This window comes from Prosthecobacter sp., assembly GCF_046154365.1.
Classification (GTDB): Bacteria; Verrucomicrobiota; Verrucomicrobiia; order Verrucomicrobiales; family Verrucomicrobiaceae; genus Prosthecobacter.
The window spans coordinates 1-20,092 of record NZ_JBJXFV010000185.1; the positions used below are offsets into that span (position 1 = coordinate 1).

General features: G+C 59.7%; 1 protein-coding gene. It reads right to left on the minus strand.

Annotated elements, in window-relative coordinates; all coding sequences use genetic code 11:
• Window positions 1–20,023, minus strand: a 20,023-nt coding sequence (locus tag ACKVY0_RS23975) for a DUF4347 domain-containing protein (RefSeq protein ID WP_409217391.1), incomplete at its 3' end; no start/stop codon positions are given.
• Between the last annotated feature and the right edge of the window lie 69 nt (window positions 20,024–20,092).

The window sequence follows — 20,092 nt, forward strand, 5'->3', positions numbered from 1 at the left end:
CGCTGTCGAAGACGTCGCCACCGGGTCCGCCGAGCATCATGTCATTATCATCGCCGCCGTGCAGAATGTCAGAGCCATAGCCGGCAAAAATGGAGTCGTCGCCAGCCTGGCCATCGATGGTGTCGTCACCGCCTTCGCCAAGGATGTAATCTTTGCCGGAACCGCCAAAGATGGTGTCATTGCCACCGGTCTCCTCTTCCAACAAATCCACTCCGCGGGGATAGCGGATGGCTGCGGGCGAACCATTCCCAATTGCATACCCAACATAAGGACCAGTCAGGTATTTGCGGTCGTAGTAACCAAAATCTCCAAAGACGGTGTCATCCGCGCTGCCGCTGTCGATGTAGTCATTGGCGGTGCCGCCAAAAATCATGTCGTCCCCATCGTTGGTGAAGATCCTGTCGTCATCACCAATGGCGTGGTCGGTGGTGGTCAGGTAGGTCAGGATGCCGAGATCGTTAAAGGTAGCGTAACCGTTATCGCCCAAGACCAGATCCACACCATCGCCGCTGGTGATGTTGTCCTTGCCAAAGCCACCGAAGACGATGTTGAAGCCATCGCCAACGTTGATGGTGTCATCGCCGCCGATGGCGGGGGTGATGGTGGTGACTTTTTCGAGAATTCCGGTGGCGTAGAAGGTTGCCTGACCACTGTCACCAAGCGCGATGTCGTCACCGCTGCCGGTGGTGATGGTGTCGTTGGCGGTGCCGCCAAAAACGAGATTGTTGCCGGTGCCGCCGTCAATGATGTCATCGCCGCCGATGTCGGTGTCGGTGCTGATGATTTCACGGAGGATGCTCTGACCGCCGGTGCTGTCGAAGGTGGCGTTGCCGTTGTCGCCAAGGATCACGTCGCGGCCGGTGCCGCCGGTGACGCGGTCAGCGCCGACGCCGGCGAGGATGACGTTGAAGCCGTTGCCGGTGACGATGACGTCATCGCCGCCGATGGCGGGATCGCTGGTGGTGATGTAGGTCAGCACGCCAGTGGTGTCGAAGGTGGCGTTACCATTGTCACCCAGCACCACGTCGCGGCCCTCGCCGCCAGTGATCTGGTCGTTGCCAAAGCCGCCGAAGACGATGTTGTCGCCGTCACCGGTCTTGATGACGTCATCACCGCCTAATGCAGGGTCGAAAGTCGTGATATTGGTGAGGATGCCAATGGTAGTGAAGGTGGCATTGCCGTTATCGCCGAGCACCACGTCGCGATCCGCACCACCGGTGACTTGGTCGGCACCGTAACCGGCGAGGACGACGTTGAAGCCGTCAGCCACCTTGATGATGTCGTCGCCGCCGATGGCGGGCTGGGTGGTGGTGATGAAGGTCATGATGCCGGCATCGGTGAAGGTGGCGTTACCGTGGTCGCCGATGACGACATCGCCATTAACACCGCCGGTGACTTCGTCTGCACCGAAGCCGCTGAGGACGGTGTTGCTGCCGTCGCCGACATTGATGATGTCATTGCCACCGACGGTGGGTTCGATGGTGGTGATGAAGGTAAGAATACCGGTGGCGTTGAAGATGGCGTCACCGTTGTCGCCGAGGATGACGTCATCCCCTGCCCCGCCGGTGACCTGATCGGCGCCGAAGCCGGCAATGATGACATTGAAGCCGTCGCCAACGTTGATGATGTCGTCATCGCCGACGGTCGTGTCGGTGCTGATGATTCTGCGGACGATGCTTTCGCCGCTGGAGGGGTCAAACACGGTGTAGCCGTTGTCACCGATGACGACGTCCTTGTTGACGCCGCCGGTGATGTTGTCTTTGCCGGAGCCGCCGAGCACGGTGTTGAATCCGGCACCGGTGTTGATGATGTCGTTGCCGCCGGTGGCAACATCGCTGGTGGTGATGAATTTCAGGAGGCCGGTGTCGGTGAATCTGGCGTAGCCGTCGTCCCCGACGATGACATCCGTGCCTTCCAGCCCGGTCAGGGTGTCAGCTCCAGCGCCACCGAAGACTGTGTTGGTGCCGGCACCGAAGGTGATGGTGTCATCGTCACCGATGGATGGATCGATGATTGCGGGTGGCACGACGGGGGTGATGGGGTCTGTGTCACCGCTGGATTGAATGGTGGGCTCGGTGGTGGTGATGTAGGTGACGACGCCATCAGCGTTGAAGACGGCGTGGCCGTTGTCGCCAAGGATGACATCGGTGTTGGCACCACCGGTGATGCCATCCTTGCCGGGGCCACCGACGACGATGTTGTAGCCATCACCCGCGTTGATGGTGTCGTCGCCGCCGAGACTTGGGTCGGTGCTGATGATGTCACGGAGGATGCTCTGGCCAGCGGTGCTGTCGAAGGTAGCCTTGCCGTTGTCACCAATGATGACGTCGTCGGAAATGTCGCCAGCGGCCTGGATGTTGTCGTTGCCATTGCCGCCGATGACGACATCGGGACCGTTGCCGACGATGATGTTGTCGTTGGAACTGCCGCCGACCGCAGCGGCAGTGCTTTCGATGAGGGTGAGGACGCCCGTGTTGTCAAAGACGGCGCGGCCATTGTCGCCGATCACGATGTCACGTTCCGCCCCACCAGTGATCTGATCCGCGCCGAGACCGCCGACGATGACGTTGAAGCCCTCGGAACCGGTGATGATGTCGCCAACGCCGACGCTGGTGTCTGTGCTTTCGATGAGGGTGAGGATGCCGTCATTGCTGAAGACGATGCTGCCAATGCCAGACGGGGTCGTGCCGGAGGTGACGAAAGTGGCGATACCGTTGTCGCCGAGGATCACGTCATCACCACGACCCGTGGCGATGTCGTCCGCACCAGCTCCACCCAGCACAATCGTGCGGCCGTCCGTTGAGCGGATCGTGTCGCCGCTGCCGTCGCTAGCCCCCACCGTTTGAATCGAAGTAAGCAGGCCGGTGCCGTCGAAGCTCGCGGAGGCATTGTCACCGGCCAGAATGCTAAAGCCGGTGCCGCTGCTGAGGTTGTCTGCACCCGCACCACCGAAAATGATGTTTTTGCCGTTGCCGGAGATGATGCGGTCCGCTGCGCCGCTGGCAAAATCGGTGCTGGCGACGCTGGAGAGGATGCTCTTGCCGCCGCCGATGTTGAAGTTGGCACGACCACTGTCGCCGAGGATGATGTTGTTGCCGACGCCGGCGGTGATTTGATCCGCACCTGTGCCGCCGAAGATGACATTCGAACCGATGCCGGTGGTGATGGTGTCGGCGTCGCCGGTGCCCGGGTCACTGGAAGTGAGGGAGAGCAGCAGGCCGGAGCTGTTGAAGGTGGCGCTGCCGTGGTCGCCGAGGATGACATCGCCGAGGTCATTGACATTGATGATGTCAGCGCCGGCACCGCCAAAGATGACGTTGTTGCCATTCGCGCCAGTGATGTTGTCTGCGCCGCCATTATTCGGGTCGAGCGTGGTGATGGTGCTCAGGACGCTGCTGCCGGTGAAGGTAGCCTTGCCGTTGTCGCCAATGACGGCCGAGAAGCCGACACCCAGTCTGAGAGTGTCCTGCCCAGAGCCGCCGAAGATGACGTTGGTGCCGTTGCCGGCGGTGATGGTGTCATTCCCGCCGTTGGACGGGTTGATGGTGGTGATTTCGAGCAGGAAGCCGTCGGAATTGAACTTGGCCGTGCCTTCATCGCCGATGAGCACGCTGTTGCCATTGCCGGCGGTGATGGTGTCGTTGCCGCCGCCGCCGATGATCACGCTGTTGCCGTTGCCAGCGACCAGGATGTCATCGCCGTTGATGTCGCCATCGGTGAATTCTTTGAGCTTGCCGTCTGCAAAGAAGGTGGCCTTGCCGTTGTCGCCGCCGATGTTGCTCTTGCCGTTGCCACCGGTGATGGTGTCTTTACCGCCACCGCCGAGCGCGACGTTGAGTCCGTCGCCGAGCGTGATCGTGTCGTCGTCGCCCGTCAGTTCGTCGCTGATGATCTCGATGAGCTTGCCGGCGTCGAAGTTCGCAGTGCCATTGCCGCCCAGCACAATGTTCGTGTCGTTGCCGCCTTTGATCGTATCCTTCCCGGCACCAGCCAGGAAGATGCTCGTGCCACTGCCACCGAGGCTGTCGAAGTAGTCGTCTCCACCAGCCGCTCCATCTGCGGTGATCTTGGTGACCTTGCCGGATGAATCGAACTCCATGGAGCCATTGTCTCCCACCACATAGTTTTCGCCGCCGCCATAGATGCGGTCGTTGCCCGCACCGCCAAAGATGTAGTTGGTGCCGGTTTTGGCATAGAAGGTGTCGGCGGAGCCAGCAGCGGAGCTGGACGAAAGCTCTCCTGGGAGTGAGGTGCCGCTGCCGTTGGTCCCCAGATCGCCCAAAACGTAGGCGATGCCGCTGCCAGAATTGAAGGTGTCCGCACCCAGGCCGGCTGTGATGAAATCCGTGTCGCTCCCGCCATTAAACGTGTCATTGCCGTCGCCGCCTTTGAGGGTGTTGGTGCCCCCGTCACCGGAGATGGTGTAGCTGCGTGTGTTGCCATCGCTGATTTGGATGAGGTCGTTGCCGTCGCCGCCTTTGATGACGTTTGACACGCCCCTGCTGCCGCCGCTGATCATGAAGGTGTCATCACCGCCGCCACCGTCGAGCTGGAGCTGGGACGTCACCCCGTCGCCAATATAGAGTTCATCTTTGCCGGAGGTGCCGTTGAGGACGATCTTGCGCACGCTGCGGTATTCGGCCTCGCGGCCATTAAAGCGGACCTTGACGGTTTCGCTGCCGTCGGACTGGGTGCTCACATGGGTGACGGTGTAGGTGGTGTCCGCCACACCCGGGAGATAGTTGCGCTTGGCACCATTTTCGCCATTGCCCATCGTGAGGCGCAGCTCGCCCGACGCTCCAACGCTGTTGCCATCCGAGAGCTTTTTGTTGTTGCTGTCCATGCCGAGATAGACGGGTTCGGGCTTCTTCAGGTAGCCGATGATCCATCCCTTTTCCTTGGTGACTTCATTTTTCCCTTCTTTGCCTTTGGCCGATGCGTTCAGCCTGATCGCGCCATCGCTGGAATCGTACGACAAGCCGAGGCTAATCGAGGCTTCAAAGCCAAAGATGTAAACGCTTCCGGTCACAGTTGCTTCGATAAAGAGCCTGTCATCCGCTACGTCGTAGGAGATGGTGGCCGATATACGAAGCCCGAAGCCAAGGTATTTGCTGCCAAGCACAATCTCGCCAGACACTGTGACACGGAAGGAGCCATCCCACATGATCCAGCCGTCAAATGTGACCTCGACGAAGTCGAAAAATTTGATTGAAGCCCTCAGACTGAAGCCCCACTCGCCGACGCCAAGGATCGCATCAGGCGAGCCGGTGCGCTGGAACGTGCCACCCACAACCAATTCCATGGATGTATCAACGGTGAAGACTTCCAAGATCGACAGCTTACCTGTCAGTTTTACACGGACGCTCTTGGCAGAGATAGTATAACCTTCGTAGTTTACTGATTCATCAGTCGTGTTGATGTAGAGCTTGCCGCTGGCGGTGATTTTGATCACACCGCCGGCGAGAGAGGTTCGCACGTCGATGTCGGTCGCGAACACGAAGCCCTTGTCGCTAATGATGACCAGCAGGTTGATGCGGGCTTCGATCAGGCCACCGGCGATGAGTATCCCAGCGGTGCCTTTCAATTGGAACTTGTTGTTGGAGAACTGGATGTCCACCTCAGCATCCGCTTCCAGCACCCCGGCAAAGGTTAATTTGCCTTTCACCTTGATGCGGACGCCTTCTTCAACCTCGAGAGTGCTGCCATCGAGGAAGGTCACGCTGCGTTTCTCACCGAGGGTGTTGACGGCGAACATGAAGCTGGCGTCAAACTTGAGGCCGATCGCCTTACCAAATTCGCCCGTGTCCACGGTGAGCGAGAACGCGCCGATAATGCCTTTGGAGTTGATCTCAATGAAGCCATTGGCTACCACGTCGCCCAACGGCCCAAGATTGAGCGTGGCGCTGACGCCGAGCTGGAACTTCTCGGTGGTGATCAGGATGCCGAAGCGGCCTTTGAAAACGAAGGAATCAAGGATGTTTACCTCACCCTTGCCGCGGATCAGGACATACGCACCCGCTGCTTCATTACCGTCGCCCGTCAATTTAGGAGCGCCGCCCGGGATGGTGACCTGGCGGTAGGTTTTACCGTCTCTAAAGACGGTTGTTTCGACGCTTTTCTTTTCTTCATCAACGATGGTCGGCATCGTGAAGGTAGGATCATTAACTTCGCCGAGGTCGAAGTTCACGTCCGCGCCAATGGTGTTGGTCATGAACAAGAAGCCACCGGAAATTTTCACCCCAGGAAGGAAGCTGGAGTCCAGAGTGACGGCGATCATCGCCGCAAAGCCACCCTTACCGGGAGAAACCTCACCCACAAAGATAGCCGCGTTGGCCTTGAAGACAAAGAGGGGGGTGTCAGCACCTATTTTCAATTCGCCCTCGATAATGATCCTTGAGCCCACCGGGGCGGTGGAGATACCAATGATTACGGCTCCCTCGATGCGGAAGAGTTCCTTCCCGGCGACACGGAAGCTCACGGAGGCCTTGGCTCTAAACTCAACGAGGTTCTTGGCTATGGTAATGGTCTGCGCGGCCCCGTTGCCTGGTATGAGCAAGTTGATGTCGTGGGCTGCACTGTCCGTGTTCAGCACGATGATCCCGGTTGCACTCAGATAGACACCAAAGAGTTCCAGCGGATCACCGTTGCCTGTCTTCCTCGTCGCCAGCAGACCACCATACGCATAAAACTTCCCAGGTTCGTAAACCACGGTCAAGTCACCTGCCACGAGGAATTTGTTAACGATGAGGTAGGTCATCTCACCGGAAACGTTGATGCGGAGCTTGGTGGGGGTCAGGCTGATATAGAACTGACCACTGACTTCCGAGTCGATCAGGTTCATGGTGCCTTTGCCACGCAGCATGAAGTAAGGCGCATCCGCCTCGAAACCACCCTGCAAACGCGGCGCTCCGCCGGAGATCGACACCGTGCGCGCTGCCACGGTGGTGGTCATCTGATTGCCGTTCGCGTCGAGCCGTGGCGTGCCGTCTGAATTGCGCAAGATGGAGGTTTGCTGAACGACCTTTTCCATGGACTGGCCGTTTTCGTCGGTGATCGTTGGGAAGGCCGGATTCACATTCGGAATGTTAAACACGACCGCTTTGCCGAAGGTGTTCGTCTGCACCAATACAACTGCATCAATGCCAAACGGTCCAAGCATGGCCTTCAGTGAGACCTTGAACATGGCGGCAAAGCCAAACTTGCCGTCAATGACGCCGGCATAGACAAGGGCGGTAGTGTCAAAGTTCAGGAACGGATCGCCGGGATCGCCGATCATGAGTTTGCCCACCAAAATCAGGCTGAAGCCCTCGCTGCCGATGGTCATCGAGAGGGCGGCATGCATGCGGAAGAACTCAGTGGCACTGCCGTCGGGGTTACGGATGGAGAAAGTGGCCAGCACTGTCGCCACCACATTGAGCGACTCGGGCTTGGCCATGATATGGAGTGCCAAATAATCCTCCGAGTCATACTCCACCTTGATCGTCCGCGCATTCTTAGTCGCCGCCGTCGTATCATTGATTGGACGCAACGTGATGATTGAATTGAAGGGATCAAAGTCGTAGTCCACGGTTTCGACCAGCGTGGTGTTGCCTTCTTTCACAGTGAGAGATCCACCCGCAAGACGTGAGTGGCTCATGTAGAGCGTCGGGGAGTCGCCTTTGGCCAGTTCGAAGGTGTCGGTGGTGAGTGCCTGTTTGGTCGCAGGAAGCTGCATATCCAGCTGCTTCTCTTCCTTGGTGGTGTTGATGGTGATGGTGATCTGCGCCTGGATCTTGATGCCGTATTCCTCCAGCTTCCGCAGTCCGTCACCGGTGGCGAGCTTCAACGCGCCCCAGATGGCAAAGGGCTCATACTGAACGACCAGACGACCTGCCGCAGCCCCGAGCACACCCAGAATGCTCACTTCCAATTTCGCCGAAACATCAATCGTGAACTGCGTGGAAGTGAAGGTCAGCGTCAACTGGCCGGAGAGCTGCACGAACAGTGTGTTGTCCAGAACATCCGCACGCAGTCCGCCGGCGATCAGAATTTGGAACCCGTCCGCCTTGGGCGTTTGGGAAGCCGGGTTGGCGATCGGATTGCCGTCGGCATCGATGCCGTAAAAGTCCTTGTAACTGTAATCGACGGCAATTTTTTCACCATCGGCCGGCGCGGTCGTCAGAGTTATCGTGTTGCCGTTGGTGAGCTTGTATTCGCTCGTCGCAAGAGGGCGAGTGCCCACGATGACGGTGAAATCGGCACCACTCGTCACTGGCGTGTACTCCAGCATCAGTGTGCTGCTCGCGCTGGCATTCCATGTGAAGGTGTCACGTTTTGTTTTGGTGACGAAATACTTGTCCTGGAGGTCGGCAGCGGCCAGTCGCTTGCCGGTGCTATCCACCAGACCAATGTCGAGCAGACCATACAAGCTGATGCCGCCAAGGTTGCGAAGAGGCGAGCCGGGATCGTCAAACAGGAAGAGGAACCTGGCAGATCCGCTCGCGACCTGGGTGAGGTCCGCGTAGAAGTAGGCGTCCATCGTCTTCGTGTTGTTGAAGGTGGCCGTGCCGGTGAGCAGGATTTTCCCTGTGATGTCGATGGAGAGGTCCACATCCGCACGGAAAACGAACTTGGAGGTGTAGCTGGTGTACAAGGTCGCGCCCGCATGAATGACGATGTTCTTGGCGAGGTCCTCAAAGCTCACGGTGTTTCCGCCGCCATTCTTGATGATCGTGGCAATTTGCTTCCTCAGGCTGTTTTCCCACGCACTGGATGTCATGTCGGTGGGGTTGTTCGCCAGTTTCAGCGCGCGCAGGGCAAAGGCGCTGGCCTGGGCATCGATTTTGTAAACACCATTTTCGATGATCTTTTTTCCCTGTGAATTCAATTCGTAAACGGTGGGGTCATCGAGCTTGGCACCGAAATCAACGCCGCCACGTAGGTTGTCGAGCGTGAGACCTGAAGCGGCATCGACCACGATTGGAATACTCGCGCTGATAAAGAACGACAGCGGTCCGAAGTCGGAGAAGCCCAGGCGCATGTCCACTTTGCCCATACCCGCGAGGGTGATCCCACCCTGGATGCCGCCGTAGAAGAAGCGACGGGCCACGGTGGCGCTGGAGCCGGATTCAATGATGTTGTAGTTCGCGTCGAGCTTGACCACACCCATCACCAACGAGGCACTGATCTGGCCGCCAAACGCCTCGCCTGAGATGCCCACATTGAAGGAGTCGATGCTGAGGATCGCGAACTCGCCGGCGGCAAGCTTCTCCACATCAATGGTGAGACCCTTGAAGCCGCCGGTCACTGAAACACCCGACATGCCCTTGATGGTGGCGACATCGGCATCAAGCACGATGAGGAATTTGGACGGATTCTTGGTGAAGTTGTCGTCCTCCCACCGCAGCGTCACGCGCAGGTTCTTGAGAGGCATCCACTCAGGCGTTTTGAAGGTGGAGGCAGCATCCGTGCCTCCTCCCAGAGTGAGGGTGATGGCGAAGTTTGGACCCGCAACGAAATCGCCATTCCCCAAGATGGAGAAGTCTTCGGCGCCACCGCCGATGGCAAGCGGCCCCGCATTGACGGCTGCTTCCGCGCTGCCGAAGTGGAACATGACCGCGTCATCTGGTGCGCTCGGGTTGTAGGTGAAGTCACTGGCCTTGAGGACAAGGAAGCTGCCGAGGTTCAGCTCGAATTTATCAACCTTGAGCTGGAAATTGCCCGTGTTCACGCCGGAGGGCGCGAAATCGTTCGCCGGATCGAGCAGCAGATCCATGTCGAAGCTGCCGGAGATGCCGAACTTGTCCGCATCGGTGCCATCCGTGATCTTGGCCCCCGTGCCGCCCGGGCTGAGCAGTGAGGCCGTTTCAACGCCAATGGTCACCGTGACTTTCAAGACGATCTGGCCACCGCTAAAGCCCACACCAAAGTTCGTGAAGGTGACGTCAGGATTTGTGAGTTTGAGCGGGCCGAGGGTGATGGACTGCGGCGGGCTGCTCGACGTGGCCACTGCGGCGGGTGCCGCTGGTGCTCCTGGGGCGGCTGGCGCTGGCGGTGTGTAGCCCGGCTGCCGGTCTGGAAGGATGTCGAACGTCGTGGGAACAAGGCTGTCGAGCTGGAAGCCATCCGGCCCGCCGTAGTGGAACTTGCCGTCACCAGCGACCGTGACCATCACGCGGCCATCCACCTTGAGACTGATGCCAAGGCCGGTGAAGCCCACGTTCGTCAGCGTCGTTCCAGCGGTCTTGCTGCGAGTGATGTTGAACGAGCCGGACAGCGTGATGACATCACCCAATTGAATTTCACCACCGGTGATGATGACCTGCTGCACTCCATCCGCATAGCTCACACCGCCAAGCGTCACCGAGGAAGAAAAGGACTTATATGTGACGGAGGCCGCCGTGATCTTGAACAGCACCGGATCGCCGAATTCGAGGCTGGCATTCGTGATCTTGGTGATGCTTTCGCCGTTCGGACCGTTCGGCTGGCTGGCGTAGCTACCCTTGATGGTGATGTCGCCAATCTTGATGATCGCGTCGGACAGCGCGACGGTGTTGAACGGCGTGCCGTTCTTCGCCACTTCGGTCGCGCTGAAGACCACGGGCACCTCACGCGTGAGCACCGGCACGATCTCGTTCACGGCGAAGGTGGTCGTGTTGCGGCGCAGTGTCACGGTGGCTTGGGCGCTCACGGAACCGCCGGCTTGCAGGTAACCGGTGGTCGAAGCTGCCATCGCGTAACCCAGCGAGGTGCTGTTGGAGGTCTTGCGGAACAATACCAAGCCAAGGGTGCCGTCGGTGAGGGCGTACTTGTCACTGTCGCCGGTGCCGGTGACGTTGGCGGCACCGATCTTGATCTTGGTGGTGTCAGTGGCGCTGTCCGTGGTCTTGGAGAAGCCGAAGTCACCACTCACCGTGATGAATCCTGCGATAGTGATGGAGGCGCTGCCACCGATGGCGAGATAAGGACTGGCCTTCGTGCCGCTGCTCACCTTCAGCGGGGCGCTGAGAGATCCGACGGTCAGCGTCGTGTCGATCGCGGCTCCGGTGGTGTTGTAGCCGACCGACAGCGTCGTGATCGTGAGGCTGAGCACGCTGGACATGTCCACCGGGATCGTCAGCACCGGCGTGCCGCTGGCTTGCACCGCAAACGAGCCGTCTGACTTCATCAGCAAGGCCAACGAGGCGCTGGTGAGGCCCACGCTGAATCCGCCACCCGACATGATCGCGCTCGCATTGCTAGCGATGGTCACGATGTCGCTGCCGGACTTCTTGAAGCCGAAGTTGCCGCTGATCGTGACGAAGTTCGTAATCGTGGCGGTCAAACCCGTCACGGTCACCGCCGTCGTGTTTGCGGCCACATTCACCGTGGCCGTGATGCCGCCGACGTTGAGCGTGGTGTTCACTGCGCTCGCCGTGCTGTTGTAGGCAACGCTGACGCTGGAGGCGGTCACCGTGGCAAAATCAACCGGCAACACGAGGCGTGGTGCGCCAGTGGCCTGAAGGATCGTGCCGCCGCCATCTTTGATGATGAGGCCCAGCGTGGCGTTGGTGACGCCGACTTCCGTCGATCCGACCTTCAGCGTCGCGCTGGCACCGGAAGCGGCGATGATCATGTCACTGCCGCTCTTCTGGAAGCCGAAGTTGCCCTTCACCGTCACGAAATCGAGCAGCGAGGCCTCAAAGCCGGTGACGCTGATCGAAGTGGTATTGTTTGTCACCACAATCGGTGCCGTGACGCTGCCGATCACCACCGTTGTGTTCACATCGGCACCTGTATTGTTGTAGCTGACGCTGACGCTCGTGGCGGAGATGCCGTTGAAGTTGCCAGGCAGCACCAGGCGCGGCGTGCCGCTCGCTTGCAGCGCGATCTTGCCGGCGGCGGTCACCAACAGGCCGAGCGTGGCGCTCGTCACACCCACTTCAAAGGAACCGACCGTGAGAGTCGCGCTCGCGCCGTTCACGGCCACCGCCATGTCACTGCCGGACTTCTTGAAGCCGAAATCCCCCTTCAGCGTGACAAAATCCGCGATGGAGGCCTGGAAGCCGATCATCGACACGGCGATCGTGTTGTCATCGACGATAATCGGTGCACTGAACGCACCCACCGTCACCGTGGTGCTTACATTCGCGCCAGTATTGTTGAAAGCGATGGCCGCCGAAGTCGCGGAGACACTCGCAAAGGCCGTGCCGAGGTTGAAATTCAAATTGCCACTGCCTTGCAGGGCGATCTTGCTGTCTGGCTTGATGATCAGACCCACCGTGGCTCCTGACACACCCACCGAGAGGCCGCCGACGACCAGATTCGCCGCCGCATTCTGCGCCACCACGATGATGTCACCGCCAGTGGACTTCTTGAAGCCGAAGTCGCCGGTCAGCGTGACGAAGTTCACGATGGTAGCGCTGAAGCCGGTCGAGGTGATCGCGGTCACGCCATCGGCCACATTGATCGTGGCCGTCACTGCGCCCATGGTGACGCTGGTGTTCACGTCCGCACCCGTGTTGTTGTATTTCACCGTGACGTTCGTGGCGCTCACGCTGGCGAAGCTGCTGCCCAAGTTCATCGCCAATGCACCCGAGGCATCGAGGGCGATCTTGCCATTCGACTGGATGAGCAAACCGATGGTGGCGTTGCTCACACCGATTTCGATGGTCGATCCGGCGGTCAATTTCGCGCTCGCGCCGGACGCGGCCACCACGATGTCACCGCCAGCGGTCTTACTGAAGCCGAAGTTGCCGCTGATGGTAACGAACTCGCTGATCGTTGCCACCAAGCCGGTGGCGCTGATCGCCGTAGTGTTGTTCGCCACATTGATCGGTGCCGACACCGAACCAGCCGTCAGCGTGGTGTTCACCGCCGCGCCAGTGTTGTTGTAAGCCACGGTGACCGATGTGGCGGAGACGCTGGCAAAGCCGGTGCCCAGGTTCATTGATTGTGGGCCGGTTGCCTGCATGGCGATCTTGCCATCCGCCTTGAGGATCATGCCGAGAGTCGCGCCAGTGACACCGATGCTCTGGCTGCCGGCAGTCAGCGTGGCACCGGCGTTGTTCGCGATCACGTTGATGTCACCGCTCGCAGCCTGCTGGAAGCCAAAATCACCGGTGAGTGTCACGAACTGATTGATCGTCGCGTTCAGGCCGGTGGCGGTGACCTCCGTGATGCCGGCCTTGGCCTTCAAACTCTGCGTGATGGGGCCCACGGTGAAGGTGCGGTCCTGATCGACGCCAGTGTTGTTGAAGTTGAGGCCCGCTCTGGTGGCGCTGACACCCACCAAGCCACCGCCGAGACTGGCCTGCAAAGCACCGGCGGCGCTCACAGCGACAGTCGGCTTGGAGGTCAGCGTGGCACCTTTCTTTACCACCATGGCCATCGTGCCGTTGGTGACGCCGAGATCGAAGACACTCGAAGGTGTGGTCGGCAGCAGTTTGGCGCTGACATTCTGACCGACACCGATGATCTCGGAACGATTCGCAGCGAGGGCGAAGCCGAAGTCGCCATTGAACTGGACGACGTTGTTCAGGATGGCGTAGAAACCTTTGATATTCAGTTCCGCGAGGCCCTTCTCCACTTTGACGGCCTTGGCATTGCCATTGATGTCCTTGGCGCTGCCATTCACATCCACATTGGTGTTGTTGAACTTCACCTCGACTTGCTCAGCACCGATGCTGCCAATGTCGGCGAGCCCGAGGTCGAACTTCGGCAGGCCGTGGATGTCGAGAGCAAACTTGCCGAAGCCGTCGATCAGCATGCCAAAGTCGGCATTGATCGTGCCGATGCTGAAACCCGGGATCGACAGATTGATGCCGAGGTTGATGCCAGCGATGCTGAAGCCACCGAGGCCAAAGTCGCCGAGATTCGGCAGGCTTCCCAGCGAGGGCAAGGCGGGCAGGCTGGCAAAGTTGAACTCAGGGAAGTCCGGCAGATTCGTGGTCGGCCAGCCTGGCAGACCCGGGAGGCCCGGCAGCGACGGCAAGTTCACACCAGCGAAATCAGGGATCGTTGGCAGATTGATATTCGGCAGGCTCGGATCCCAAGTCGGCAGGCTAGGGAAGCCTGGAAGGTTGAAGTCGCCGAGAGTGAGCTTCTTGAAGCTGAGGTCGCCAGAGATGTCGATGAAGTCGAGGATCTGCGCTCGGAAGTTGAAGGCGCTCAATGAGATGGTGCTCTTCTTGACGTTGATGTCTTGAGTGAGGCTGCCGACGGTGACGGTAGTGTTCACATCCACTCCGGTGTTGTTGAACTCGACCTTGACCCGGTCTGCGGTGACGCTGCCGACGGTGAAGCTGCCGGAGCCGAGATTCAGCACCAACCCGCCCTCAGCCTGCAGCACCACACGGTTCAAGGGGTTGATGATCATGCCGACCTTGCCGTTGGTGATGCCGACATCGAGAACGCCAGTCGAGAGCTTCGCGGCCACATTCTGCCCGACCACGATCAGGCCGGCGCTGGACTTCTTGAAGCCGAGGTCGCCGGTGATCGTCGCAAAGTTGTTGATGGTCGCATTGAAACCGGCAGCCGAGAGCACGATGTCATTGTTCTGCGCATTGAGCGCCGCGCTGATGGAGCCGATGGTCAGCGTGCGCGCCACATTCGCACCGGTGTTGTTGTACTTCACCGTCACGTTCGTGGCAGTGACGCTGCCGAAGCTCGGGCCGAGGTTGATGTCCACCGCGCCGCTGCCGTCGATAGCCAGGGTGCCATTGCTCTTCAGCAGCAGTCCGATCGTCGCATTGCTGAGGCCCGCATGCACCACGCCACTGACGCTCATGCTCGCACCTGCACCTGTCGCAGCCGCGATGATGTCACCGCCGGAAGTCTGGAAGCCGAAGTTGCCAGTAAGCGTCACGAAGTTAGCGACCTGAGCGTTCAGGCCAGTCGCCACGACCGCCGTCACGCCATTGAGCACATTGATCGTGCTGCTAAGAGCCGCACCGCCCACCGTGGCGCTCGCAGTCGTGTTCACGTCAGCACCGGTGTTGTTATAAGAGACATTCAGGCTGGCGACGGTCGCGCTGCTAAAGCCGGCCCCCAGGTTCAGGCTCGTGGTGCCGCTAGCTTGCAGAGCGATCTTACCGGCGGAGGTGACGATCATGCCCAGCGTGCCGTTGGTCACTCCAACGCTGAGCGCCCCGGTGCTCAAGGTGGCACTGGCACCGTTGGCGACGATTTGAAGTTCATCATTCGCGCTGTTGCGGCGGAAGCCAAAATCACCCGCGAGCGTGACAAAGTTCGCGATGGAGGCATTCAGGCCGATCACGCTGACACTGGTGACGCCGTTAAGCACGTTGATCGCGGCGCTCAACGTGGTCGCGCCGGTGATCACCGACAGCGTGCGGTTCACCGCCGCACCCGTGTTGTTATAGGAGACGTTGACGCTGGTCGCCGTAGGTCCGGTGACAAAGCCAGAGCCGAGGCTGAAACTCAAAGAACCACCCGTCGTTTGCAGCGCGAACTTTTGATTCTCGTCGATGCTCAAGCCGATGGTGGCACCAGTAACACCGACTTTCAGAGCGCTACTGAGCTTCAGCTCCGCGCTGACATTGCCGCCGACGATGTCGATGACCTTCGCGCTGCCCACCGTGCTGAGTTTGGCGCCGAAGTCGCCGGTGATGGTGACGAAGTCCTGCACCACAGCGACGAAGCTGGTCAGCGTCACCGCAGTCACACCCGGTTGCACGTTGTCGAGCGAGGCGGTCACCGCACCGTCAACGGTGGTGGCGGAGATGGTCTTGGTCACTGCGGCACCCGTGCTGTTGTAAACCAAGCCAACGGTCGCGGTGGCGCTCACGAAACCATTGCCAAGGTTGATGCTGGCGACACCGCCGGTGGTTTGCAGCGCAAGCTTGCCGGTGTTGGTGTTGAGCACTGCGGCGAGTGTCGCGCCAGTGACGCCGACCTTGACCACGCTGCCGGCCTTCAGTTCGGCGGACACATTCGTCGCGGCGATCTCATACGTGTCGGCAGCAGTGCCTCTGATGAAGGCGAAGTTGCCACTCAAGGTGGCAAAGTCTTTGAGCGTCGCATTGAACCCGGTGGCCGTGACCGCCGTGATGCCCGCCATGGCCTTCAAGCTCTGGGTGATGGGACCAACGGCGAAGGTGCGGTCCTGATCGACGCCGGTGTTGTTGAAGGATATCCCCGCGCTGGTGGCGCTGACGCTGGCAAAGTCACCGCCGAGGCTGGCTTGCAACGCACCGGCGGCGCTCACCGCGATGGTCGGCTTGGAGGTCAGCGTGGCACCCTTTTTAATAACCATGGCCATCGTGCCGCCACTCATGCCGACATTGATGGCGCTCGCAGGCGTGGTCGGCAGCAGTTTGGCGCTAACGTTCTGGCCGACACCGATGATCTCAGACCGGCTCGCAGCGAGCGCGAAGCCGAAGTCGCCATTAAACTGGACGACGTTGTTCAGGATGGCGTAGAAGCCGTTGATGTTCACCTGCGCAAGGCCCTTCTCCACCTGCACGGCCTTGGCATTGCCATTGATGTCCTTGGCGCTGCCACTCACATCCACACTCGTGTTGTTGAACTTCACCTCGACCTGCTGAGCACCGATGCTGCCAATATCAGCGAGCCCCACGCTGAAATCTGGCAGGCCGTGGATATTGAGGGCGAACTTGCCGAAGCCGTCGATCAGCATGCCGAAGTCGGCGTTGATCGTGCCGATGCTGAAGCCGGGGATCGACAGATTAATGCCCATGTTGAGTCCTCCGATGCTGAACCCGCCGAGACCGAAGTCACCGAGGGCTGGCAGACTTGGTAGCGAAGGCAAAGAGGGCAGGCCACCGAGATTGAACTCAGGGAAGTCCGGCAGGTTCACGGTGGGCCAAGCTGGGAGCCCTGGCAGGCCGGGCAAGGTTGGCAGACTCACGCCACCGAGGTCGGGAATCGTCGGCAGATTGATGTTCGGCAGGCTCGGATCCCAAGCCGGCAGGCTGGGGAAGTTCGGCATGTTGAAATCACCGAGGGTGAGCTTCTTGAAGCTGAGGTCACCGGAGATGTCGATGAAGTCGAGGATCTGGGCGCGGAAGTTGAAGGCGCTGACCGAGATGGTGCTCTTCTTGACGTTGATGGCCTGACTAAGGCTGCCGACAGTGACGGTGGTGTTCACATCCACGCCGGTGTTGTTAAATTCGACCTTCACCCGGTCTGCCGTGACTGTGCCGACCGTGAAGCTGCCGGAGCCGAGGTTCAGCACCAGACCGCCCTCAGCCTGCAACACCACACGGCTCGAAGAGTTGATGATCATGCCGACCTTGCCGTTGGTGATGCCAACCGCCAGAACGCTGCCCACCGAAAGCTTCGCATCCACATTCTGCCCGACCACCACCAGGCCATCGCTGGTCTTCTTGAAGCCGAGATCGCCGGTGACGTTCGCGAAGTTATTGATCGTCGCGTTGAAGCCTACTGCTGAGACCACGTTGACATTGTTGAGCGCATTGAGCGATGAGCTGATCGAGCCGATGGTCAGTGTGCGTGCCACATCGGTGCCGGTATTGTTGTACTTCACCGTCATGGTCGTGGCGGTGACACTGGCGAAGCTCGGGCCGAGATTGAGGTCCACCGCGCCGCTGCCGTCGATGGCCAGGGTGCCATCATTCTTCAAGAGTAAGCCGACGGTGGCTCCGGTGAGGCCCGCTTTGACGGTGCTACCAACTTCGAGGCGGGCGGTGGCGTTGGTGGCAGCAGCCAGGAGGTCGGTTCCGCTCTTTTGGAAGCCGAAATTGCCCGAAAGCGTGACGAAGTCGGCGATGCTGGCCGTGAAGCCCGTGACAGCGACTGTACTATAAGGAGAAGCGACGGACCCCGTCGTCAGGTTGAGCGCTTTGCTGACTCCGCTGACCGTGAGGGTCTGGGTGACGGCTGCGCCGGTTGAGTTGTAATCCACACTGACACTCGTGGCCCCCACAGAAGCGAAGTTCGTGGGCAGAGTCAGCACCGGTGTGCCCGAGGCGCTTAGTGCGATGCCGCCGGTGGATTTGAGCAGCAGGCCCAGGGTGGCGCTGGTGATGCCGATGCTGGCAGCGGAGGTGGTCAAAAGAGCACTGGCGTTGTTGGCGACGATTTCGATGTCGCTCGCAGCTTTCTTGAAACCGAAGTCGCCGGTAAGGTTGACGAAGCCGTTCACATCGACTCTCAGGACGGTGCCAGCGAGTGATTGGGTCCCGGCGGCGATCACAGGGATAGTCACTGCGACTCCGCTGACCGTGATGGTCTGGGCGGTGGTGGATGAAGCGGTGGTGTTTTCGGTCAGAGTGACCGTGCCGGAGGCATTGACGAAACTTGACCCGGCGGTGATGGCGAACTGGCCGGTTCCATAGACCACTCGGGTGCCATTCGGGTTGAGCAGCACAGCGAGGTTGGCCGCGCTAATGCCCACCGAAGCGCTGCCAGCCGAAAGCAAAGCGCTCGCGTTTTGTGCGACGAGGGTGATCAGGCTGCCGGTTTTTTGCACCCCGAAGCTACCGCTCAAGGTGGCGAAGCTGCTGATGGAAAGATCCAAGCTGGCAGATATTGCAGGCTGGCTGGTGAAGTAATCGCTGAAGACTTTGCCCAATGCGTCGCGAGCAGATTGGAGACCAGCGGAAATTTGCAGGCCGAGCGTGCCGGCTGGGTTGCCCGGAATCTCCTTCACCACCAACTGGAGCTTGGTGGCCGTTTGAACGATCTCGAAATAGAGGCCGCCATTATTAAAGAGGCCGGTCGCATTGGTGAAAGTTCCGGTAACGCTGCCCGCCGTCAAAATATCAAAAGTCTGGCCGGCGGCGATATTGAAGCCATTGGCGATGCTGACGGCGAGCGTACCATTGAGCGCCGCCGTGCCGGTGACCGTGAGGTTGGTATAATTAGTGCCGCCGATGCCGACGGTCACGGTGGAACCGACCGTGACCGTGGTCGTGTCGCCGCTGCTGAGGGTCAGGCTCGGCAGCGAATCGAGCAGGCTGCCATAGACCGCCATGGCCTCGGGAACAAACGGCACCCCGGCCTCAATGGCCCCCGTTTGATATTCCATAACCCAGTCGCCGGTCAAATTGGCAGCCCCGGTGGCATTGGTGGAGGCGGCAATGTCGGCACCCGTGACCTGCGCGAGCCGCGAAACGAATTGTGCGCCTTTGTCACTTTGAGCCACGTCGCAGCCATACAGCAGAATGTCGCCACCAGACTTCAGAGCCTCACCCCAGGTGGCAATGGACTGTCCATTTTCGGCCAGCTTGGAATCATTGAGGACCAGATTGCCCAACCGCAGGGCGCCGTCTCCGCCGTGCGCCAAAATGTGGATCGAATCCAGATTGCGGAACTTTTTCAGCAACTCGGTGATCTGCTGGATGCCGTTGGACTGCGAGTCCAAAACGACCACCTGAGTGTTGCTGTTGCCACCTTGCAGCCCTTCGATCAGGGGGCTAAAACCGCTCACCGCGCCATCAATGATGATGAGTTGCGCAGGCACGTAAATCGAACCGGATGTGGCACCCGTTTCGCTGTTTTTGTAAATCGTTGAATCAGAACTGTTTGTTACGTCAGAGGAGAGGGCGGCAGCGGCCGGCGGGCCGTTGGCTGCTCGCAGCGTTTCCACCAGCTCGCCGGTCATGGCGTTGCTGGCTGGCTGTGCTTTGGAATCAGTCAAACCCGTCACAAGAGCGGCGGGAAGTAGTGGTTCAACGGCTGGTTTATCGGTCTCAGCCGCGACTTGGACCGTTTTAAGTTCAGCCGACTGGTCGGCGTTTTCAGGAGCCAGCGGCTCCTGTTCAGGCGCGGTCGCGGCAGGCAGCTCCGCCGTTTCGCCAAAAGCAGACTGCAACAAAGTGGCACTCGGCGTGGCCGTGATCTCAGGGTTCAGCGAGGTGCTACTTGGCATCATCAACACCGCCTGATCTGTTGATGCATCGGGTAGCGGCGTGGCCGTCAGGTCCACCACCGGCTGGGGCAGATCCACTGGAGCGCCAGACAGCAAAATGCGCGGTTCCATCATCTCCAGCACAAAGCCATCACCCGCGTGCCGATGGGCACGGGCGGCGGATTTGGACTGAGGGAGAAGCTTGGACATGATCAAGTAGCTGAACTGAAAATCTGGCGCAGAGAGTCGAGGTTTTTTGAAATCAGATCTCCGCAAACC